The following is a 21644-nucleotide window of genomic DNA, read 5'->3' as shown; positions in this document are numbered from 1 at the left end:
CTACACGGAGGTCCTGTTTAAATCTGGCCTCAACCCTACGTGGTTACCTCAGCGCGGCAGCAATCCGGTCGCCAACCTCAGTCGTCACAATGTCAGCCCCTTCGCGGCCCGTCACTTCCTTTTCCACGGCCGCTTCAATTTTCTGGGCATTGTCTTCATCGCCGAGGAAGCGCAGCATCATCGCGACGGAGAGAATCATCGCGCACGGGTCGGCGATCCCCTGACCTGCAATATCCGGTGCAGAACCGTGGACTGGCTCAAACATCGAAGGCGTGACCTTTGCCGCGTTGATATTGCCCGAGCACGCAAGGCCCACACCACCTGCAACTGCGCCGGCCAAGTCAGTCAAAATATCGCCGAACAGGTTATCCGTCACAATGACGTCGTACTGCGAAGGGTCGCTGACCATGTAAATAGTCGCCGCGTCGATGTGGTGGTAGTTCGTGGTCACCTCTGGGAACTCCTGCGCGACCTCGTCGAAGACTCGCTGCCACAAACCACCAGCGTTGACCAGGACGTTCGTCTTGTGCACAAGAGTCAACTTCTTGCGGCGCTGCTGAGCAAGCTCAAAGGCGTAGCGCACGACGCGCTCAACACCGTAATAGGTGTTTTGAGAAACTTCGGAGGCAACCTCATGCTCGGTACCTTCGCGCAGCGTGCCACCATTGCCGGCATAGAGCCCCTCGGTTCCCTCGCGGACAACTACAAAGTCAATGTCACCCGGCCGTGCCAGCGGCGAGGTCACACTCTTGTACAAGCGCGACGGGCGCAGGTTGACATAGTGATCCAGCTTGAAGCGCAGTGGCAACAGGAGCCCGCGCTCAAGCACACCAGCGGGAACCTTTCGCGGGTCCCCGACTGCGCCGAGCAGGATTGCGTCATGTTCACACAGCGCCTCGAGGTCACCGTCCGTGAGCAGCTCGCCGTTACGCAGGTATCGACGCGCACCGAGGTCAAAATCCGTGGTATCTACGTCCGAGCGAACAGCATTCAGAACTTTGAGCCCCTCTGCCATCACTTCAGGGCCGATGCCGTCCCCACCAATAACAGCAACCTTCATTTTTGGGATTCCTTTCTCACCAGACGGACAGTGCGTTTAGTGTAACACTGTCCGCCCGTGAGGGAACCGCCTTTAGGAATCCAAATCGAGCTGGATCGAAGTGGCGTCGATAGACTGCGCGATCTGCTCCTCGAGCTGCTCTGGAACTTCCTTATCCACGCGCAGGATAAGCACCGCACCGTCGCCCTTCGTGGTGCGAGTCAGCGCGGCAGCATCGATATTGATATCGTGCGCACCAAGCTGCGAACCCACCTTTCCGAGCGCTCCAGGGACATCGGTGTAGCGGAAGAACAAGTTGCGGCCTTCCGCACGCATGTCTACACCGCGACCATTGATGCGAACGATCTTCTCAACGCCCTCCAGGCTCGTCAGCGCGCCAGTCACCGTAGCGGTCTGCCCTTCTGCCCCAACGGCCTGGACCTCGAGCGCGCTGCGGTGCGTCAGTGCTTCAGTCTCTGTCTCGACCGTATAGCTCAATCCGCGGGCCTCAGCGATAGCAGGTGCGTTCACAAACGTCACAGGCTCATCGACGATGCCCGAGAACAGACCGCGCACAGCAGACAGGCCCAACAGGTTGACTTCCTCCGTGGACAGCTCACCGCGAGCCGTCACCTTCAGCGATACCGGAGCCTCTTCCAGTAGCTTGCCTGCAAGCAGCCCAAGCTTGCGCGACAAGTCGAGCCAACGAGCTACCTCCTCGCCCGCGTTGCCACCAGCAACGTTGACAGCATCAGCGACGAACTCGCCGGCCAGTGCCTTCAACACAGAATCCGCAACGTCAGTACCCGCGCGGTCCTGCGCCTCAGCCGTAGATGCGCCAAGGTGCGGCGTTACGACGACCTCTTCGAGTTCAAACAGCGGCGAATCCGTGCACGGCTCGGTTGCATACACGTCGAAACCTGCACCACGAATGTGGCCAGACTTGATGGCGTCGGCAAGCGCCTGCTCATCAACGAGGCCACCGCGGGCCGCATTGATAATGATCTGTCCCGGCTTGGCCTTCGAAAGCAGCTCCGCATTGAACATGCCTGCAGTTTCTTTCGTCTTCGGCAAGTGGATCGTCACAAAATCTGCACGAGCCATCAGCTCCTCGAGCTCGACGAGCTCGACACCCATCTGCGCTGCACGCGCAGGGTTCGCGTAAGGGTCGTATGCGACGATCGTGGTTTCGAACGCAGACAGACGGTGCGCGAACAGCTGGCCAATGTGCCCGAAGCCGACAATGCCTACGGTCTTGCCGAAGATCTCGGTGCCTTTAAACGCCGAGCGCTTCCACTCACCATTACGCAGCGTGGAATCAGCTGCCGGAATCTGGCGAGCGGTAGAAAGCAGCAATGCGATTGCGTGCTCACAGGCTGAGTGAATATTCGAGGTCGGGGCGTTAGCAACCATCACACCGTGCTCGGTTGCCGCCGGAATATCAACGTTGTCAAGACCGACACCAGCACGGCCGATAATCTTAAGGTTTGCACCTGCTTCGATCACCTCACGATCGACCGTCGTTGCTGAGCGAACAAGCAGCGCGTCCGCGGCGGGGACTGCCGCGAGCAGCGCCTCACGGTTTGGGCCATCTACCCACTGGACTTCCACCGCGTCGCCAAGTGCGTCAACGGTTGACTGGGAAAGTTTATCGGCGATGAGGACAACAGGTTTCGACATAAGAATGGGGTCTCCTGAGAATCAAACAGAGTGGATACCCCGAACACCTTAATAGGTCAGTTACCGGTTGTCCTGCGGTTAGCCTGATACTTTTCTTCCGCTTGCGAAATCCTGCGCGATAGCTCGTCGCTGGTCCCGAAATCGGTTCCAAGTGCAACGAGCGGGCCGTCCGCTAACCCTGCAAGAGCAAATAGTGTTTCAAAGGATGCTCTCGGGTCCGGCTCGTCCACGAAGACAACCTTCGCCCCAAAGCTGCGCGCATTCGCGATCGCGGCAATCGAAGTATTCGCCGTCGCCACAACCAACGGAGCCATATCGGCATCCCTGCGGGAGAGAATCGGGAATGGTCTTGCCTGCGCCCCCTTCATCACGGCAGGGTCCGCCCACGCGGCTCTCAGCCAGGTCGGCTCACGCGAGCGCAACTTCGCCACTTCCTGCGCAGCAGACTCGGGTGAGGATATCAATCGTTCCTCAAACATCAGCGACGTCATCGGGCCTAAAGCTCCCCGCCCACCCGGGTCGCGGTACACACGCATCCGTCCAGTGGTTTGCGCCAGTGGCACATCACCAACCGTAAGCACCGTATAGGTATGTAAACGCTCGGTTTCTTGCAGAATCTCGTTGTGTCGGTTCGGGTCGTAGACCAACATCGGGGCGTGGGCAACAACGGCGATTGAGGCAGCTCGCAGCTGTGCTTCTACTGAAGGATCCGACACCACTAGCGTCTCGGAAGCACGGAAGAAATACTGCAACGATGCAAGCCCCGTCCGGTCTGCTAACACGACAGGATGCTGCTCAAACATCGCTGATACATGGCGCGACTGGTTGACTTTCCTCGCCTCTCCCAGCGGGCCTAATTGTTGCTCTGGCGAGCAAGCAACAAGCAGCGTTGCCACGCACAACAATGCGAGGCAACGCTGCCGTATCCCAACCTGCTTAATCCTCTTCGCCTTCCGGCTCTTCCTGCTCAACTTCTGGCGCCTCAAACTCAGGCTCTTCAGCAGCTGGTGCAGGTTCTACTTCTGGCTCGGGCTCTTCAGAGAAATCAACCTCTGACTCAAGTGGGCCATCAATATCGCGGATCACGGCCTTATCAAGCGCATACTCGACAATCCCGACGAAACGTTCGCGACGATCCGCCAAGAACTCCGTCCACTGAGAGTTCAGCAAGAAAATTGGCGTCATCTCATGGCCTTCGAGGACTTCATCAAACTCGTCGTCGTCCATGAGCGACTTCGACTGCAGGCGCGGAATGTAGCGCTTCGGCTGATTGTCCTCAATCAGCACATCCGTGCGCTTACCCATCGGCGTGCGGTTGAGCACCGACTGTGCAACGACTGGGTCAGCGCCAATGTCATCACAAAACGCAGGTGGGAACACAGTGTTGAAGTACGGCTGCAGCTCCGCAAACGTCTCCCGGTTGAACGGCTTTCCTGTCCTCCAGTCGAGCGCGCCGCGTGCCATCAGCAGTGCGTACAGTCCGCGGTAGACACCGCTTTCCTCCGTCGCCGTAAGCAAACGAGACTCCGAGAACGTGGCGTCCGACACTGTACGTGGCGTCGCGTCAGTCTCTTGCAGCACCCACGGGGTGACCTCGGTAACGTCGAGGCCCGCACGGATCGTCGGTGCGTGCGCACCGTAGAGCTCTCCAAACACCCCCGACCAGTACCAGCGGTTGAGACGGTCCTTCGACTCCTGGCTACGGTCCCACTGCGGATGCTCTGCCAAACGCGCCAAAATCGTAGCCAGTGGCACAATCTGCGAGGTGTACGGGACCTGATCCACGCTGAGAATACAACGCTCAGCCATAAACTCAGCCGCCGCCTTAAACGCATCCGCCATTTCTTGCGCATGCTGGCGGTAGTCATCGAGGGAAAGGTTCAAGATGTCGCCGCGGTGTCCAACAGCGTGTCCATGCCGACTCGTCAGCAAAAGTGACATCGCACGGAGGAATTCAATGCGCCCAATGTCATCCAAAGCTGGGTACTCGCGCAACTGCTTTTCGACGCCCCGCCAATGCTCAGCAAGCAAAAAGTCAGGATCTTGCGTAGCAAACATGGCCGTCAGCAACTCGAAAACATCCATCTGGACACCCGCCGAGTTTGCGTGGGCGAAGATTTGGCCAACGCCAATCTGCGAGGTCTCCCGGTCAATGCGGATCACTGGAACATCGTAGGCCGGCATCCAGCGCATGACTTCGTTCAGGAAGAGCTTGACCGCGTCGCGCATTTCATGATCCTCGGCATCCGCCGCCATGTCTAAAAGCAGGTCATTGCCCTCTTTCCAGAGCAACAGCGACACCGGCACGACACCGTGCTTCAGCATGTCCTCCCGGTTCCGGATGCCCTCCGGAATATCCGGTCCAAAGTGCGAACGGATCTGGCCTTCTTCGTCAACAGCGAAGACTGCTTCAACCGGCATTGGATCGGCAGAGACGGCCATCCGCACATCCACAAAGAACTGGCGGTGAATGCGTCGACCAAGGAAGTCTACGGTCGGGACGATGCCGTCGCCCTTAAATGCGTGGTACAGCGAAGTGAGGCGCTGCTGGCCGTCGAGAAGCAACAGCCCCGGTTGCGGTTCCTTGACGCTCGGCTCGAGCCCTTCGAGCGGGCGCGGGCGAAATCGCATTGGTGTCCCGCGTGTATCCAACGCGAGGAACGAGCCGATTGGATAGCCGCGCAAGACTGAGGTAACCAGGGTGCGAATGCGGTCAACATCCCAGATATACTCGCGCTGAAAATCGGGTAGCTGCAGCTCTCCGCGCTCAGCCCGCGCGAAGAGATCCTTGAGTGAATAGCTTGGCGTAGTAAAACCCATAAGTCATACTTTAGAACAGAATCAACAAACATTCTCGTGGCCGCGGTGTTCGGGCAGCTCAACCTGGATCGTGGAATGCTCAATCCCCAGCTCACGCAACACTTCTTGGGCGTCGTCGAGAACACGGGCTCCTTGCTCACCAGGGTGCTTAACCACGTGAACCGTCGCCAATACGGACACCCCATCGAGCGACCACAGGTGCAAGTCATGGATATCCACCACACCGGCAATTGCTCGCAGGGCCGGTTCGACGCTCTCAACATCGAATCCCGGAGGGACCTGCTCCAGTAGCACCTGGAGGGAGTGACGGAGCAGCGACCACGCCCGTGGCAACACCAACGCCGCGATCAAGAAGGAAGCGATAACGTCCGGCAGCTGGCTGCCAGTAAAAGCAATCACCGCACCGGCGACGAGCACCGCAACCGAACCGAGCATGTCCACAAGTACGTGCAAAAACGCGCCCTCAACGTTGACGGAGTTTTCCCTTTGGCTATGCAGCACCCACGCAGATACCGCGTTTGCGACCAAGCCAATGAGGGCGATCACCATCATCGGTGCCGTGTCAATCTCAGTAGGTGCAGAGATTCGACGAATGGCCTGCACCACGATCCAGACAGAAATCACAAGCACCGTCAGCGCGTTGGTCGCCGCGGCCAGTACTTCAACGCGCCGATATCCATACGTGGCCTTCATCGAGGCTGCCCGCTTCCCTATCACCACGGCGATCACCGCAATGATCAGTCCAGCAGCGTCCGACAGCATGTGCATGGCATCGGCCATCAGCGCCATCGAACCGGTGAGCCAGCCACCGATCAATTCTGCGAAAAAGACCACGCTGGTGACTCCCAGCGCGATCAGCAGGGCACGCAGTGGCGCGTCGCCGACGTGATCGTGGTCGTGAGTGTGAGCGTGGTCCTGGCTATGCGACATGCCGTAATTCTAATCCACCTTTTAATATCGGTAAAGCGGGCAACTTCGGAAGCAATCAGAACGATTTTTGCTAGCCTGGACCAAAAAGAAAGGAAACACGTGACTCAGCAACCACACGAAACCCCAAACAACCCCCCACTCGAGATACCAGAGGAGCGACGCCACCTTCCCGCTCCATCCGAGCCAACTCCGCAGAACGGCGGTTGGTGGAAGTGGCTCCTTGGCATCCTCGTCTTCCTCCTTCTCGCATGGCTACTGTGGTCCCTGTTCGCCGGCGGCCAAAGTGAAGAAGAATTCAACAACAACCAGCCCAGCGTGACGGCAACTGAAACCGTCGATATCACCACCACGATGACAGAAGACACCACGGAAACGGTTGAGCCTGCTACCGAGACGAACACTGACGCTTCCGAACCGACAGTGCCGGAAGAAGTCACTACCACAGTGAATCTCGACGAAGTCCTTAGCGACGCACCCGAATCCGAGATGGCACCAGCGCAATAGCGCAAAGCACAAACAAAACTGGGAGCGGCCCTTCTGTTGGGTCGCTCCCAGTTTTTACGTTATGAGAAAGCCTAGGCGGTCTCATTCAGCGGGTTCTGCACCCAGCTCATCATCGAGCGCAGTTCCTTGCCGGTCTTCTCAATCGGGTGCGAGGAGACCTTGGCGCGCAGGTCCTCCAGCTCCTTGTTACCGTTCTTCACGTTCTCAACGAGGCGCTTGGTGAAGGTGCCATCCTGGATATCACGCAGCACGTCACGCATGCGGTCTTTAACGCCCTCGTCGATGAGGCACGGACCAGACAGGTAGCCACCGAACTCTGCGGTATCGGAGATGGAGTAGTTCATGTTCGCCATGCCACCTTCGTAGATCAGATCCACGATCAGCTTCATCTCGTGCAGGCACTCGAAGTACGCCATTTCTGGCTCGTAGCCAGCCTCGACGAGGACATCGAAGCCCGTCATGATGAGATCCTCCAGGCCACCGCACAGAACGGCCTGCTCTCCGAACAGGTCGGTGACGGTTTCAGCCTCGAAGGTCGTCGGGATGACACCGGCACGAGCACCACCGATTGCTGCAGCGTACGAGAGTGCCAGGTCGCGGCCATTGCCCTCCGGGTCCTGCTCGACAGCAATCAGGCACGGCACGCCCTTGCCCTCAGTAAACGTACGACGCACCAAATGGCCCGGGCCCTTCGGCGCAACCATGCCCACGATGATGTCGTCCGCTGGTTCAATCAGGTTGAAGTGGATGTTCAGGCCGTGACCGAAGAACAGGGCGTCGCCAGCCTTCAGGTTTGGCTCAATATCGTTGCGGAAGATTTCTGCCTGGGAAGTATCCGGTGCCAGCAACATGATGACGTCCGCCCATGCGGAAGCATCAGCGTTGCTCTTGACCTCGAAGCCAGCCTCCTTGGCCTTTTCCGCGCTCTTCGAGCCCTCACGCAGGCCGATCACAACATCGACGCCGGATTCACGCAAGTTCTGCGCGTGCGCGTGGCCCTGCGATCCATAGCCGATTACTGCAACTTTCTTTCCCTGGATGATGGACAGGTCTGCATCCTGGTCGTAAAAAACTTCAATAGCCATGAGTCGGCTCACCTTTCTTTATGCGTATGGAGAAATATATCGGAGTTAATAGCGTCGCGCTTAGGATTGCGATGCCATTGTTTCGGCGCCGCGCGAAAGCGCGACATCACCGGAACTCGCAAGCTCGCGAATTCCGAAGGGCTCGAGTACTTCAAGCAACGCCCGCAGCTTTGCGGGCGTGCCCGTCGCTTCAATCACGAGGGACTCGGGCGAGACGTCGACGACACGTGCGCGGAAGATGTTCGCGGCATCCACGACCTGCGGCCTGTTACTGTTGTCCGCGCTCACCTTGACCAGCATCATTGATCGGGCGACGGTGGCGTCGTCGTCAAGCCTCTGGACTTTAATAACCTGGACGAGCTTGTTGAGCTGCTTCTGGATCTGCCCAACGGAGTACTCGCTCGCATCGACCACGATGGTCAGCCGGTTGATGCCTTCGGTCTCAGTGCTTGCCGACACAAGCGAGACCATGTTGTAGCCACGGCGCGTAAACAGAGCGGATACGCGCGTAATGATGCCATCGACATCCTGCACAAGCACCGACAGCCTATGCCGAGTGATTGTTTGCACTGGTGCCATCTTATTTCGCTCCCTCTGTTTCATCTTCGAGTGTCGTCAACACTTCGTGAATTGCTTCTGGGGTTTCCGCGGCGGATTCCTCCATGTCGAAGAACGGCCGCATCCCGAGCGCGTACTGCATGTCTGAGTTCGAAGCGCCCGCAGCGACCATCGGCCAAACCTGTGCGTCCTCGCCGACGATGAACTCAACTACGACCGGCCGATCATTGATACCGCGCGCCCACTCAATCGCGGGGACGACGTCCTCTTCCTTCGTGACGCGAACAGCCTGCGCCCCGAGTGCCTCAGAGAGCTTCACAAAGTCAGGGACGTATGCCTCTTCCCCACCGAGCTTGGTGTGCGAGTAGTTGCCTTCATAGAACAACGTTTGCCACTGGCGGACCATGCCGAGGTTGCCGTTGTTAATCAGGCAGACCTTGATTGGCAAGCCCTCCATCGCCGCGGTGGTGATCTCCTGGTTCGTCATCTGGAAACAACCATCACCGTCGACGGCCCATACCTCTTTATCGGGCATCGCGGCCTTCGCACCCATAGCGGCTGGCACCGCATACCCCATGGTGCCGGCACCGCCGGAGCTCAACCAGTGACGAGGTTTATCGAAGTCCAGGAACTGCGCTGACCACATCTGGTGCTGGCCAACGCCGGACGCGTAAATCGCATCCTTTCCGACGGTCTTCGACAGCATCTCGATCACAAACTGCGGAGAAAGCTTCCCATCGTCTTGCTTGTCGTACCCACGCGGGAACCGCTCCTGGAGATCCTGAAGCCGCTCCATCCAGGCGTCTATCTTCGGCGCCGGAGTATTCGGCGAGCCTGTAAACGCTGCAGTGAGCTGAGCAAGCACCTTCTTCGCATCACCGACGATCGGCACATCAACTGGACGAATCTTCCCGATCTCTGCCGGGTCGATGTCAGCGTGAATCGTGTCCGCGTGAGGCGCGAAAGTGTCAACGTCGCCGGTCACGCGGTCATCAAACCTGGTTCCGATTGCGATCAGGAGATCCGCTTCCTGCAGGGCACCAACCGCCGGCACGGTGCCGTGCATGCCAGGCATGCCCATGTAGCACGGATGGTCCTGCGGGAATGCGCCCAACGCCATCAAGGTAGTCACCACTGGGATGCCAGTGGCCTCGACAAGCTCAAGCAGCTCCTTGTTCGCAGCAGACTTGACGACGCCACCACCGATATATAACACCGGCCGCTTCGCCTGCGAGATTCGCTCCGCAGCCTTCATTACCTGTTCGCTGAGCGGCTCGTCAGCGGGAACATACCCAGTCTCGAGCAGTTTCGGCGGCCACGAGAACTCCATGAGCTGTGCCTGAACATCCTTCGGGATGTCCACAAGCACCGGACCCGGACGGCCACTAGATGCGATGTGGAATGCAGTTGCAATCACACTCGGGATCTCGTTGACGTCCGTGACCATGATGTTGTGCTTAGTGATTGGCATCGTAATGCCACGAATATCCGCCTCTTGGAACGCGTCGGTTCCGATCATTGACGAACCTACCTGGCCGGTGATGGCAACAATCGGGACCGAGTCCAGATAAGCGTCACCGATCGGTGTGACAAGGTTTGTGGCCCCCGGCCCGGAAGTGGCGATGCACACGCCAACCTTTCCAGAAGCAACCGCGTACCCTTCTGCGGCGTGGCCTGCACCTTGCTCATGGCGAACCAGCACATGCCGCAGCTTCTCTGCTGCGAACAGTGCGTCGTAAAGAGGAAGCACCGCGCCACCGGGGAGGCCAAAGACAATCTCGGTACCTAGCTCCTCAAGACTGCGAACGACAGCGTCGGCTCCGGTGATCAGCGGCGCGGTGCGCTCATCACCAGGCTGCGTCGATGCATTCGTCGGGGGCTTGTGTGAAGCAACCACGATGTCGAGCTCCTTAGTGTTTCAAATAACAACAACCATCGAATCAGATCTAAAACAAAAGCCCCCGACCAAGCCGTGTGGCTGTCGAGGGCGCTTGAGTTCGCGACTGACTAGGCAAGCAGTCCGCTACGGCAAGCGCCGGTGCGGAATAAGAATGACTAGTACGTGCGAAATGATCATGAGTTGAATCATACACATTCCACAGGGGAATGTGAGGGATTTGGATTATTATTCAAAAACTATGCCGATGTCATACATTGCCGAACAGATTTGGCGCTGGTTCGCGGAGACGGGGATCAACCTCGCTCTCCTGCTCACACTCGCATTTTTAGTGCCACGAGCTGGCCGTTTCCTGAACCGTCACGCTGAGCGGCAGGTCAAAGAGTCTGGTGAGACGGACGAATCGAAGGGCCGCCTAGCAATCGTGGGCGTCGGTGTATACATCGCCCAGATGGTTGCCTACTTCTTGATTTTCGTCTTTGCACTGCAACAACTCGGCTTTTCACTCGCCGGTGCCGCGATCCCCGCAACGGTTGTATCGGCAGCCATCGGTTTTGGCGCACAGAACATCATCGCGGATTTCCTGGCGGGTTTCTTCATCCTCAGCGAAAAGCAGTTTGGTGTGGGCGACTACGTCGCATTTCAGGGCAACGGGATTGACGTCTCCGGTGAGGTCATTCAGATTACAATGCGCGCAACTCAAATCCGCACCATCGAGCAATCGACCATCTCTATTCCGAACTCGACGGCACGCATATGCATCAACCAATCCAACTACTGGTCCAGCGCGGTCGTCGTCATTCCTGTCCCACTGCTCGGTTCAACGTCTGCGGAAGAAGCGTTGAAGAGGACCCTCGCCGCGGCGCAGCGTGCGATTGCGCAACCCGACATTGCCGACGCCACCATCGACGAGGTCGAAGTACAACCCGCAGTAGCGGTGAACGCCCCCGCAACTGTCGGAAGCTCATGGACCGTGGATATGCGCGTGATGGTTCGCACTCAACCATTGATGCAGTGGAAGGTGGAGCGCGCAATCCGCATGGCGATCCTCGACGAGTTTTGGAACGAGTACGGCGCGGCAACAACATTCGAGGGCGCACTGGTGCAAGGTTTGGAACAACCGACCAGGCACTTTGATGTGCAAACGCCCACAGAGCGTATTTCAGAGTCCTTTCCTCAGACGCAAAAGCTGCCGGCGACAGACCCAGTGGCCCAAGATCCGGCAGCAGTTGATGACTTGACGCTTACTGATGACGACGCACCTGCACCGAAGCGCGTATTCCGCGGAATTATGCGTATGTCCACAGCGTTCCTCCTCGCGGGGTTCGCCATTTTGCTCATTGTCCGCGGCCTCATGTTGCAACCCGCGGAGGAAAGCAACGCAAATTCCGGTGTTTGGGCGCCACCTGCCCGGCCGGTTGCATCCACGAGCGCCCCCATGCCTGCCACCCAAGAAGAGATCCCCACGTCCGACGTCACCACTACTATTCCAACAGCCACGCCAACCACCGAAGCAACCACGCCTTCATCCACAACGACCGAGTCGGAATCATCTGATTGGATGTCCGAAACATCCACATACGAACGACCGGAACCGGTGGCCACGCCAGCTACTCAGGAAGAGACGGCGACGGACGAAGTGGACGTCGATAAGGAGCAACTCCCGCAGCCGTAACAAGATTGGCTAGCATAACTTGCATGACTGACTCGCCCACCACCTTTCGCCCTAGCAAACAACACGTCATTGCGGTTGTCCTCATGACAGGCATCGCGTTGATCGGAATTTCCTGGGCTCCGCTCCTTCTTGGCTGGCTGCTGATCATTCCGCTCGCGTGGTTGCTCTGGATCTTCACCGCCTCCACCACGATCAGCGAACGCGGCATTGCTCTGCGGTACATGGTGAAGCCAAACGTGACCATCGCCTGGTCTGACCTGGCGGGAATTGCATTTCAGGGTGCGAAGGCGAAGGCCACAACTCTTGACGGAGCATCGCACACCATGCCCGGTGTGACCTTTAATATGCTACCGGAACTTGCAGAAGCTTCCCGGGGCCGAATCACGGACGTCATCACGCAGGCGCAGGAAGCCGCCGACGGAAAATATGAAATCATCAACAAAGACGGCAATAAAGTATTAATGTCGCGAGAAGCCTACGACGAATACGTCAAGGCACACCCTGATCTGCCCGGGCCACGGCCCGAGCCCGCGCCACGTACAAAGGAGTAAGCCGTGATCCCTCTCCGCTCACGAGTCACAACCATTGGCCGCCAAGCTGCAGGCGCACGTGCACTATGGCGAGCAACCGGTACAGAAGAAAATGAGTTCGGCAAGCCGATTGTTGCCATCGTCAACTCATACACGCAGTTCGTTCCTGGCCACGTGCACCTCAAAGAGGTAGGGGAAATTGTTGCGGAAGCTGTACGCGCCGCCGGCGGTGTGCCGAAAGAATTCAACACCATCGCCGTCGACGACGGTATCGCCATGGGCCATTCCGGCATGCTCTACTCCCTGCCCAGCCGCGAGATCATCGCGGATTCGGTGGAGTACATGGTCAACGCCCACACCGTCGACGCAATGGTATGCATCTCCAACTGTGACAAGATCACACCGGGCATGCTGAATGCTTCACTGCGGCTTAACATCCCTACGGTTTTCGTCTCCGGCGGCCCGATGGAATCAGGCAAGCCAATTAACGTTGGTGGCGTCGAAAAGCCAGCCTCCGACCTTGTTGACGCCATCGCGCTTTCCGCAAACGATGCTGTCTCCGATAACGAACTCGATGCCATCGTCGAAGGCGCCTGCCCTACCTGTGGATCGTGCTCCGGCATGTTCACCGCTAACTCCATGAACTGCCTTACCGAAGCGCTCGGCCTTTCACTCCCTGGCAACGGCACCACCCTGGCCACGCACACAGCGCGCCGTGAGCTGTTCGAAAAAGCTGGCGCCACCATCGTTGACCTGTGCAACCGCTACTACGGAGAAGGCGACACCTCAGTATTGCCGCGCGAGATCGCAACCGTGCACGCGTTCCGCAACGCAATGGCCCTCGACATGGCCATGGGTGGATCGACGAACACGATTCTGCACATCCTTGCGGCCGCGCAAGAGGGCGAGGTGAACTTCTCACTCGCGGATATCGACGACCTGTCCCACCACATCCCGTGCCTGTCAAAGGTTGCTCCAAACGGCACAGCCCACGTCGAAGATGTCCACCGCGCCGGAGGCATCCCAGCAATCCTCGGCGAGCTCCACCGCGGCGGACTGCTACACGAGGACGTGCACTCAATTGTCTACGACTCCCTCGACGAGTGGCTCAAGGACTGGGATATCCGTGGCACCGGCGCATGTGAAGAAGCCATCGAACTCTTCCACGCCGCGCCGGGTGGCAAGCGAACCACGCAGGCATGCTCGCAGTCAGCGCGGTGGCCGAGCCTGGATACCGATGCCATCCGTGGCGTGATCCACGATGTCGACCACCCGTTTACTTCTGACGGCGGCTTGGTCGTCCTGCGTGGCAACCTTGCTCCGGACGGCGCGATCCTCAAAACTGCAGGTGTTGAAGAAGGTCTCTGGGAGTTCTCGGGACCGGCGCATGTTGTGGACTCGCAAGAGCAGGCGGTGTCGATGATCTTGGCACACGAAGTACTTGAGGGTGAGGTTGTCGTGATCCGCTACGAAGGACCCGCGGGTGGGCCAGGCATGCAGGAGATGCTTCACCCCACTTCCTTCTTGAAAGGTGCCGGACTGGGCACGAAGTGCGCCCTGATTACCGACGGCCGATTCTCCGGCGGCACGTCAGGACTTTCCATCGGACACATCTCACCCGAGGCTGCCCACGGTGGCCTCATCGGCCTGATCGAAAACGGCGATACCGTTTCGATCTCAGTGTCTCGACGCGAGCTCACCCTCGATGTCGACGAAGACGTCCTGGAAAAGCGCCGTGAAGCAATGGAAGCCTCCGAGCACCCGTGGACACCAAATCGTGTCCGCGAAGTGTCGAAGGCTCTCAAGGTGTACGCAAAGATGGCAACGTCCGCCGACAAGGGCGCCGTCCGCCAGCTCGACTAGCGGGCAGTCGTGGTTAGGCGAGCGGGTTTACCCCGGCGCCGAACCACCACAGCGCACCAGCTGCGGCTAACCCAAGGACTGCGAAAATCCAGGAGCTTGCCAGTGGTCGGCGCGCCCACGAGCGGGTCGCGTCGACGCCGTACAGGCCAGGGCCAGCAAACTGCAGCGCGAGCACCACACCGAAAAGCACTGCTGCCAAGACTGTTGCTGGTTCCCACTCGAACACGTTCAGGCCAACTCCGCTCACAACAATGCTGTGTAAAACGGCAAAGCCAGTAACTGCGATGCCCACCATCGCTGCAACTGGCGTCAACAGCCCTAGCAGCAAGAAGACACCTGCGGCGAGCTGCAACGTCGGCAGGATGATAGCCAGGCCGTCGGTAAATGCGTAGCCCTGCGCAGCAAATTCTGCTTCCAGCCCACCGATACCAGCCGAATCGCCTAGACGGAAGAACACCGCAATCGCTTGCAGGATGAGCGCGAGCCCGAAGGTAAGGCGCGCAATCAGCAAGCCAAAGTCGAGCGTACCGCGCTTTGCGTGCTCAACCTTCTCCTCTTCCAGGTCAGAGTCAGCGGCAACATCTGGTTGCGCATAGGTCGTCGGCACCGAATCGAGCGTGTTGTTGGCAACAACCGTTTCGGTCGCCGGTGTGACATCGAAGCCGCCCGGAGCGTCGGCGTTTGGAAACACCTCAGTGGGAGCAGCCTTCCCCGTCATCGAATAGATTCCCTGAGCCGAGTCGCCTCGAGCCGATCCCTGAAACTCAGGAATGCCTTCGAGTCCACTTACATCCTCGGGTGTAGCATCGCGCAAGTTTTTATCAGTCATGCCTAGCAATCTAGAACAAATCTGCCCGATTACGAGGCTGTACGTCGGCGCGCCACAAAACTTCTTGCCATAAAAGACGCCACCTTCGTTCAAACGTAGCCCCGGAAGCTGGGACTCTGAACAAAATTAGGTTGAAATCTGTTGTAGTTACTAACATCTCATCACATGCATCGATTCAGTTGGCTTGATGAACACGACACTGAAATTTGGCTCACTATGTGGGCAATGATCTCGTGGATCCCTGCCCGCCTTGACGAAGCACTCAAGGCCAATGAAAGCATGAATCTGTCTGACTACCTTGCACTGGTAGAGATCGCACAAGCTGACGATCAGAAGATCACGATGAGCCAACTCGCGAAGGCAACACAGATGTCTGCATCACGCTTGTCCCATATCGTCGCACGTTTGGAGAGACGTGGGCTCGTGGCACGAAGCCAAGACTCGACGGACCGCCGCACCAACATCGCCACGCTCACCAAAGACGGCGTCGAGTTCATCGTGCGGTCCACGCCTGGTTACCTTCAGAAGCTGCGCGAGCTCGTATTCGATTCCATTACGCCGGAAGAGGCCGACCAACTCAACCGAATCATGAAGAAGATCGTCGCCAAGGCAGGACCAGACCATTAGGGCACGAGCCTAGCCAAGGTAACAGTTCCATAACGCTTTGGCGTGCATCCCATTCTTTTTGACGCCAGCTTCTCTCTCCACACGTCCCCGCACCTCCCCCGTCTGATCACCTGGCAACTTCTCCCTTACTACCAGGCGGTTTATTCGATAGTCGCAACCCACGCCCACCAAGGCCGAACGCTTATCAGCGCCACCCCCAGAGCCTTTAACACTACTGTTCCGTCCGTTTTGTGGTGTGCGCTGGAGAAATGCCTTTGATACCATCAACTCCCGTTCGGTGGACGTTGCAATAACGCCACCGCTAAGTTTTTATATCGATTTCTACATATTCAATAGGGACAAAGTTTTATGCGTAAATCTATCCGTGTGGCACTCGCGTTCGTAGGGTTGCTCGTCGGAGCTGGCTTCGCATCCGGCCAGGAAGTGATTCAGTACTTCCTCGCGTACGGCTACTGGGGCCTTGTCGGCTCGATTGTTGCTGGCATCATTATCGTCGTCGTTGGCTCGACGCTCTTCCAGTTGGGTTCTTTCTACCTCGCTGACGACCACAGCGCCGTCTTTAAGAACGTATCAAAGCCACTTGTATCGAAATTTATGGACGTCGCCACGATGTTCACCCTTTTTGCGATCGGCTTCGTCATGGTCGCCGGTGCAGGCTCGAACCTTGACCAACAGTTCGGGCTCCCAACTTGGGTGGGCGCGGCCATCATGACCGTCCTGCTTGTCCTTTCGGGGTTCCTGGACGTCGACAAGCTCACGAACGTCATTTCCATCATCACGCCATTTCTTATCGTCGCGGTGATCGTGGCGCTGATGATCACGCTGGTGCACATGCCAGACAACATCAGCCAGATCAACGAGCTCTCCATGCAGAACGCACCTGCTACAGGTGTGGGCAACAACTGGTTGCTCTCTGCAGTCAACTACGCAACGCTTTGCATCATCATGGCTGTTTCGATGATCCTCGTCATTGCGGGCTCGCAGCTCAACCCTCGCGAAGCTGGCATTGGCGGATTGCTTGGCGGGTTCATCTTTGCAACCCTACTGGTCATCCTGAATTTCATCATTTTCATGAACATGGAAGGCGTCTACGGCGCCGACTTCCCACTGCTCATGGTGTTTGACAACATGCACCCAGCGGTCGGCTTCGTCGTCTCGCTGCTGATCTACTTGATGATCTACAACACCGCGGTAGGCATGTTCTACGCCATGGCGCGGCGTCTCGCTCATGGCCGCCAGGAAAAGTTTCGACTCATCTACTTCATCGTGGTGGGCATTGGCTTCGCGCTGTCTTTCATCGGTTTCTCGGCCCTCGTTGGTTGGGTCTACCCTGTCGTTGGCTATCTCGGACTTGTGCTCTCGATCGTCATGCTTATTTCCTGGTTCAAGGACCGCGGACGTATCGCGGCAGAGACCAAACGACGTGAGCGCCTCGCAGAGCTCGCAGAAACCGCGCTGGACCCAGCAGAAAGCGAACTGTCCGCGAAGGAGCGCGAAGAGGTCGAAGATCTGGTCACCGAGTCCCACGTTGGTGACACACACCTGTGGCAATCCGTCCAGGAGGAAGTCGCTGCGGATCTCCACGCTGATCCAGAGAATGAGTTCTCGCTCGACGACGCACCGGCACTCGACCCCGACTCCGAGGAGTACGACGGTGCACCTGGTGACACCGACTCACACGACGACCCAATCGACTGGGAGGCCTACTCAGAGATGTACGAAACTGGCACGTTCCCAGCCGTCACCGACGAGGACGTCAAGAACGCATCGAAGGGCAAATAGATCCGTTTCGTTGCAGTACATGGAGGAGCCCCCGCACCGGTTCGAATCGGCGCGGGGGCTCCTTTATGCGATGTAGCTTAGGACAGCTTCTTCGCGATCAGCTTGTTCACCTGACCAGGATCAGCCTTGCCCTGCGTTGCCTTCATCACGGCACCGACAATCGCGCCGGTTACCTTCTTGTTGCCGGCTCGGTACTTCTCAACGATGTCCGGGTTGGCAGCCAACGCGTCGTCGACAGCCTTTTCGATAGCGCCATCATCACGCACCACCTCGAGGCCACGAGCAGCGACAACCTCATCAACATGGCCCTCGCCAGCAATCACGCCGTCGATAGCCTGGCGACCCAGCTTGGTCGTCAGCTTGCCTTCTTTCACCAACTCGACCACACGAGCAACGTCCTTTGGCGTCACTCCAACTGCGTCAAGGTCCTTGCCGAGCTCGTTTGCCTTGCTCTGAATGTACGACACCCACCAAGCACGCGCCTCGTCAGGAGTCGTACCTTCCTCGACTGTATCCACAACCAGATCCAACGCGCCAGCGTTCACCAAATCGCGGAACTCCTTCTCAGGCAACTGCCACTCTTCCTGGATTCGAGCCCGGCGCACCCACGGAAGCTCCGGAAGCGTCTTGCGGATCTCCTCCACCCACTCAGGCTTCGCAATTACTGGGGGCAGGTCTGGGTCGTTGAAGTAGCGGTACTCAGAGGCCTCTTCTTTTGGACGCCCCTTCGACGTCGAGCCATCCTTCTCCTGGTAGTGGCGGGTCTCCTGCACAATCTCTTCGCCGTTGACGAGCGCCTGTGCCTGACGCATCATCTCGAAGCGGACGGCCTGCTCAACCGACTTCAAGGAGTTGATGTTCTTCGTCTCCGTACGGGTACCGAACTTCTCCTGACCGATCGGGCGCAGCGAAACGTTCGCGTCACAGCGCATCGACCCCTGGTCCATGCGTGCATCAGAGACACCGAGAGCCTTCACAAGCTCGCGGAGCGCGCCAACGTACGCACGAGCGACCTCGGGAGCACGCTCCCCTGCACCGATAATCGGCTTCGTCACGATCTCAATGAGCGGAACACCAGCGCGGTTACAGTCAACCAACGAGGCCGTCGCACCCGTGATGCGCCCCGAGGCAGACCCGAGGTGCGTCAGCTTACCGGTGTCTTCTTCCATATGCGCGCGCTCGATTTCAACGCGGTACTCAGTACCGTCATCGAGCAGGACGTCCAGGTAGCCGTCGTACGCGATCGGCTCGTCGTACTGCGAAATCTGGTAGTTCTTCGGCTGATCCGGGTAAAAGTAGTTCTTACGCGCGAAGCGCGAGCTTTCCGCAATCTTGCAGTTCAGCGCAAGGCCGATCTTGATTGCCCACTCAACGCCCTTTGCATTAACGACGGGCAATGCGCCAGGCAACCCAAGCGACACAGGGTCGACGTTGGTGTTTGGCGCCGCACCGAAGTGGGCTGAAGATGTCGAGAACATCTTGGTCTCGGTTGCTAACTCAACGTGTACCTCCAACCCCATAACCGGGTCGAATTTTTCCAGTACTTCGTCGTAATCCATCAGGTCGTACGCAGTCATAGTGCTCTAGTGTAGTGCTCTCCTAGTTCTCCGTGTCGCTTGGCGCGCCCATAGCACGTTTCCGCTGGTCTACGGAGCGACAGATGAACGCAAATACCGCACCGGAAAGGTTGTGCCACACAGAAAACACTGCCGCTGGAAGTGCCGCGACTGGGTTCATGTACTGTGCGGCAAGCGTGGCGGCTAGGCCGGAGTTCTGCATCCCAACCTCGACAGCCATTGTTCGAGAAGCGGTTTCCGGCTGACGCGTGACCTTTCCAGTCAGGTAGCCCAGCAGGTACCCCAGGATGTTGTGGATTGCTACACACAGCAGCACCAAGAGACCAGCCTCTGCAAGTTTCTCACGGGAGCCCTGCACGACAATCGCCACGATCATCGAGATCGCAATCACAGAGACCCACGGCAGCGCAGGCAAGATGGCGTCAACAAGCTGAGGCAGCACGAGGCGCACGACGAGACCGAGCACGATTGGAACGATGACCATCTTGACGATCGACAGCGCCATTGCTGCTGCACTCACTGGCATGTGCTGGCCTGCCAGCCACAGAGTCAACAGCGGCGTCATGATTGGTGCAAGCAGCGTCGATATCGACGTCATAGTGACCGACAAAGCTACGTCACCACGGGAAAGGTAGCTAACGACGTTGGATGACGTACCACCTGGTGCGCATCCAACCAAGATCACACCTGCCGCGATTTCAGACGGCAGACCGAGCACCACAGTGATAGCTACTGCAATAGCAGGCATGATGACGAACTGCGCAACCACACCGATGAGTACCGGGAGCGGACGCGAAAAAACGAGACGAAAATCAACTGGACGCAAGGTAAGCCCCATGCCGAACATCACAATGCCCAGGAGCCACGTAGTCCAACCAGAAATTGGGGCGACCGCGCCAGGTGCTGCTGCACCAAGCGCGAAGCCAATCAGTACTAGCACTGGGAAGCCCAGCGTTGCGAGGTATGCAGCGCGGTCCTGGGCATTCCCGCTAGATGGTTCTCTTTTCTCATCTACCGAAACAGTCATAGGTCACACTATAGACACACAAAAGGAGCGCCCGCGCCAGTTTCCGCAAAAATCTTTTGCACTGGCGCGGGCGCTCCACCCAAAAATTTCTTATCCAAACATGCTTCGTGCAGTCTTGTACCGGTGTTCCGGAACCGTCTTCAGGTGTGCCACTGCGGACTCGAGCGGCACGAGATCGATATCCTCACCGTGCAGGGCTACACAGGTATCAAAGTTGCCTTCGTGTGCGGCACGGGCTGCGTGCACGCCGTAACGAGTGGCAAGCACTCGGTCATACGCCGTTGGCGTACCACCGCGCTGGATGTGCCCCAGCACCGTAGTTCGGACATCGTAACCGAGGCGGCGCTTAATCTCGTCAGCGATGATCTGCCCCATCCCGTTGAAGGTCTTGTGACCGAACTCGTCTTCCTCACCGAGGCCTGCATCCATCGTGCCCTCTTTCGGGATAGCGCCTTCGGCGACAACGATGATGCCGTACTTCTCTCCCATCTGGAAGCGGCGCTCCATTGCCTTGCAAATATCTGCAATGTCGAATGGGTCCTCAGGGATGACCGTGTAGTGTGCACCACCTGCCATACCGGCATGGAGTGCGATCCAGCCGACGTGGCGGCCCATCACTTCGACAATCAGGATGCGGTTGTGTGATTCTGCAGTCGTATGCAGGCGGTCAATCGCGTCGGTAGCAACCGATACTGCGGTGTCAAAGCCGAACGTGTAGTCAGTCGCGGCGACGTCGTTGTCAATGGTCTTTGGAACGCCGACAACTGGAATGCCATTATCGGACAACCACTTGGCACCCTTGAGGGTACCTTCGCCGCCAATGGCGATCAGGGCGTCGATACCGGCGTCATCCATATTCGCCTTAATAGTGTCGATACCGGCTTTGAACTTGTCGGGGTGCAAACGGCCGGTCCCCAGGATGGTGCCGCCGCGCAGCAAAATCGAATCGATAAACGCATCGTCGTACAGGTCAATCCTGCGGTCTTCCATCAGCCCGACCCAGCCATCGAGGTACCCGACAACTGTCGAGCCATATTCCGCGCTGGCAGTTCGGACGATTCCGCGAATGACGGCGTTCAGCCCTGGGCAGTCGCCGCCGGAGGTAAGAGTGGCAAGTCGCATACACACAACCCTAGCGCTTTCAAGGCAAAAGGGCTTATTCCGCATGCCCAAAAATCTGATTTCCGCTGGTCACAGGCGTCAAATTGATGCTCCCATTCA

Annotated in this window: 18 protein-coding genes; 6 read left to right on the top strand and 12 right to left on the bottom strand. The window is 58.0% G+C overall.

Annotated features, from left to right (window positions below; genetic code table 11):
* Positions 1-43: 43 nt before the first annotated feature.
* The 5 genes from KBP54_RS05185 to KBP54_RS05165 form a co-directional block, all read right to left on the bottom strand.
* Positions 44-1060, bottom strand: a complete 1017-nt coding sequence (locus tag KBP54_RS05185) for a 3-isopropylmalate dehydrogenase (RefSeq protein ID WP_256006527.1) — start codon at positions 1058-1060, stop codon at positions 44-46.
* A gap of 72 nt (positions 1061-1132) precedes the next feature.
* On the bottom strand, positions 1133-2719 hold the full coding sequence (gene serA, locus KBP54_RS05180; RefSeq protein WP_070362573.1) for a phosphoglycerate dehydrogenase: 1587 nt from the start codon (positions 2717-2719) through the stop codon (positions 1133-1135).
* Between the two features lie 56 nt (positions 2720-2775).
* Positions 2776-3615, bottom strand: coding sequence for a hypothetical protein (locus tag KBP54_RS05175; protein ID WP_240492716.1), 840 nt, complete (start codon positions 3613-3615; stop codon positions 2776-2778).
* A gap of 40 nt (positions 3616-3655) precedes the next feature.
* Entirely contained in the window at positions 3656-5539 is a 1884-nt protein-coding gene (locus KBP54_RS05170; RefSeq protein WP_070976374.1) for a DUF262 domain-containing protein, read from the bottom strand.
* Between the two features lie 21 nt (positions 5540-5560).
* Positions 5561-6469 (bottom strand): cation diffusion facilitator family transporter, encoded by a 909-nt coding sequence (locus KBP54_RS05165; protein ID WP_070362575.1) that lies wholly within the window; start codon positions 6467-6469, stop codon positions 5561-5563.
* A 99-nt stretch (positions 6470-6568) separates the two neighbouring features.
* On the opposite strand from KBP54_RS05165, the gene KBP54_RS05160 reads away from it, so the two are divergent.
* Positions 6569-6973: a hypothetical protein gene (locus tag KBP54_RS05160; protein ID WP_256006525.1), complete on the top strand. Its 405-nt coding sequence runs from the start codon at positions 6569-6571 to the stop codon at positions 6971-6973.
* A gap of 71 nt (positions 6974-7044) precedes the next feature.
* Here KBP54_RS05160 and ilvC read toward each other — a convergent pair whose 3' ends face one another.
* Genes ilvC through KBP54_RS05145 form a run of 3 tightly spaced genes read right to left on the bottom strand, consistent with a single transcriptional unit; the run spans position 7045 to position 10513 of the window.
* Positions 7045-8058, bottom strand: a complete 1014-nt coding sequence (gene ilvC / locus KBP54_RS05155; RefSeq protein WP_256006522.1) for a ketol-acid reductoisomerase — start codon at positions 8056-8058, stop codon at positions 7045-7047.
* A 60-nt stretch (positions 8059-8118) separates the two neighbouring features.
* Positions 8119-8637 (bottom strand): acetolactate synthase small subunit, encoded by a 519-nt coding sequence (ilvN, locus tag KBP54_RS05150; protein ID WP_070362578.1) that lies wholly within the window; start codon positions 8635-8637, stop codon positions 8119-8121.
* Position 8638: 1 nt separating this feature from the next.
* The gene (locus KBP54_RS05145) at positions 8639-10513 is read right to left on the bottom strand and encodes an acetolactate synthase large subunit (RefSeq protein ID WP_070479167.1); all 1875 of its coding nucleotides are present in this window, start codon (positions 10511-10513) and stop codon (positions 8639-8641) included.
* 247 nt (positions 10514-10760) lie between these two features.
* Here KBP54_RS05145 and KBP54_RS05140 point away from each other — a divergent pair, with 247 nt between their 5' ends.
* From KBP54_RS05140 to ilvD, 3 genes are read left to right on the top strand one after another with little or no spacing between them, the layout of a single operon-like run.
* Positions 10761-12188 (top strand): mechanosensitive ion channel family protein, encoded by a 1428-nt coding sequence (locus KBP54_RS05140; protein WP_246814952.1) that lies wholly within the window; start codon positions 10761-10763, stop codon positions 12186-12188.
* Positions 12189-12211: 23 nt separating this feature from the next.
* Positions 12212-12739 (top strand): PH domain-containing protein, encoded by a 528-nt coding sequence (locus tag KBP54_RS05135; RefSeq protein ID WP_070362581.1) that lies wholly within the window; start codon positions 12212-12214, stop codon positions 12737-12739.
* Positions 12740-12742: 3 nt separating this feature from the next.
* Positions 12743-14581 carry a dihydroxy-acid dehydratase gene (gene ilvD / locus KBP54_RS05130; protein WP_256006519.1) on the top strand — a complete coding sequence of 613 codons (1839 nt, stop codon included), beginning with the start codon at positions 12743-12745 and terminating at the stop codon, positions 14579-14581.
* 13 nt (positions 14582-14594) lie between these two features.
* Here ilvD and KBP54_RS05125 read toward each other — a convergent pair whose 3' ends face one another.
* Complete coding sequence (locus tag KBP54_RS05125) at positions 14595-15410, bottom strand: DoxX family protein (protein ID WP_070479172.1); 816 nt, start codon at positions 15408-15410, stop codon at positions 14595-14597.
* A 165-nt stretch (positions 15411-15575) separates the two neighbouring features.
* On the opposite strand from KBP54_RS05125, the gene KBP54_RS05120 reads away from it, so the two are divergent.
* On the top strand, positions 15576-16037 hold the full coding sequence (locus KBP54_RS05120) for a MarR family winged helix-turn-helix transcriptional regulator (protein WP_070362584.1): 462 nt from the start codon (positions 15576-15578) through the stop codon (positions 16035-16037).
* A 348-nt stretch (positions 16038-16385) separates the two neighbouring features.
* A complete protein-coding gene (locus KBP54_RS05115) occupies positions 16386-17819 on the top strand; it encodes a YkvI family membrane protein (protein WP_070479174.1) in 1434 nt (477 codons plus the stop codon).
* Positions 17820-17896: 77 nt separating this feature from the next.
* On the opposite strand, the gene gatB is transcribed toward KBP54_RS05115, so the two are convergent.
* The 3 genes from gatB to KBP54_RS05100 form a co-directional block, all read right to left on the bottom strand.
* Positions 17897-19396: an Asp-tRNA(Asn)/Glu-tRNA(Gln) amidotransferase subunit GatB gene (gene gatB, locus KBP54_RS05110; protein WP_070479176.1), complete on the bottom strand. Its 1500-nt coding sequence runs from the start codon at positions 19394-19396 to the stop codon at positions 17897-17899.
* 22 nt (positions 19397-19418) lie between these two features.
* Positions 19419-20423: a bile acid:sodium symporter family protein gene (locus KBP54_RS05105; protein ID WP_070479177.1), complete on the bottom strand. Its 1005-nt coding sequence runs from the start codon at positions 20421-20423 to the stop codon at positions 19419-19421.
* Between the two features lie 90 nt (positions 20424-20513).
* Complete coding sequence (locus KBP54_RS05100; RefSeq protein ID WP_070479179.1) at positions 20514-21545, bottom strand: 6-phosphofructokinase; 1032 nt, start codon at positions 21543-21545, stop codon at positions 20514-20516.
* Positions 21546-21644: the final 99 nt, after the last annotated feature.

Origin of the sequence: Corynebacterium pseudogenitalium (genome assembly GCF_024453815.1) — a bacterium.
GTDB classification, from domain to species: domain Bacteria; phylum Actinomycetota; class Actinomycetes; order Mycobacteriales; family Mycobacteriaceae; genus Corynebacterium; species Corynebacterium pseudogenitalium.
Note: the sequence above shows the minus strand (reverse complement) of the source record. Positions and strands in the feature narration are given on the sequence as shown.

Coding starts and splice junctions, on each gene's coding strand:
- KBP54_RS05135 (WP_070362581.1), top strand. CDS start 12,212: ATGACTGACTCGCCCACCACCTTTCGCCCTAGCAAACAACACGTCATT.
- KBP54_RS05185 (WP_256006527.1), bottom strand. CDS start 1,060: ATGAAGGTTGCTGTTATTGGTGGGGACGGCATCGGCCCTGAAGTGATG.
- serA (WP_070362573.1), bottom strand. CDS start 2,719: ATGTCGAAACCTGTTGTCCTCATCGCCGATAAACTTTCCCAGTCAACC.
- ilvC (WP_256006522.1), bottom strand. CDS start 8,058: ATGGCTATTGAAGTTTTTTACGACCAGGATGCAGACCTGTCCATCATC.
- KBP54_RS05170 (WP_070976374.1), bottom strand. CDS start 5,539: ATGGGTTTTACTACGCCAAGCTATTCACTCAAGGATCTCTTCGCGCGG.
- KBP54_RS05125 (WP_070479172.1), bottom strand. CDS start 15,410: ATGACTGATAAAAACTTGCGCGATGCTACACCCGAGGATGTAAGTGGA.
- KBP54_RS05165 (WP_070362575.1), bottom strand. CDS start 6,469: ATGTCGCATAGCCAGGACCACGCTCACACTCACGACCACGATCACGTC.
- gatB (WP_070479176.1), bottom strand. CDS start 19,396: ATGACTGCGTACGACCTGATGGATTACGACGAAGTACTGGAAAAATTC.
- KBP54_RS05105 (WP_070479177.1), bottom strand. CDS start 20,423: ATGACTGTTTCGGTAGATGAGAAAAGAGAACCATCTAGCGGGAATGCC.
- KBP54_RS05120 (WP_070362584.1), top strand. CDS start 15,576: ATGCATCGATTCAGTTGGCTTGATGAACACGACACTGAAATTTGGCTC.
- KBP54_RS05115 (WP_070479174.1), top strand. CDS start 16,386: ATGCGTAAATCTATCCGTGTGGCACTCGCGTTCGTAGGGTTGCTCGTC.
- ilvN (WP_070362578.1), bottom strand. CDS start 8,637: ATGGCACCAGTGCAAACAATCACTCGGCATAGGCTGTCGGTGCTTGTG.
- KBP54_RS05100 (WP_070479179.1), bottom strand. CDS start 21,545: ATGCGACTTGCCACTCTTACCTCCGGCGGCGACTGCCCAGGGCTGAAC.
- KBP54_RS05140 (WP_246814952.1), top strand. CDS start 10,761: ATGTCATACATTGCCGAACAGATTTGGCGCTGGTTCGCGGAGACGGGG.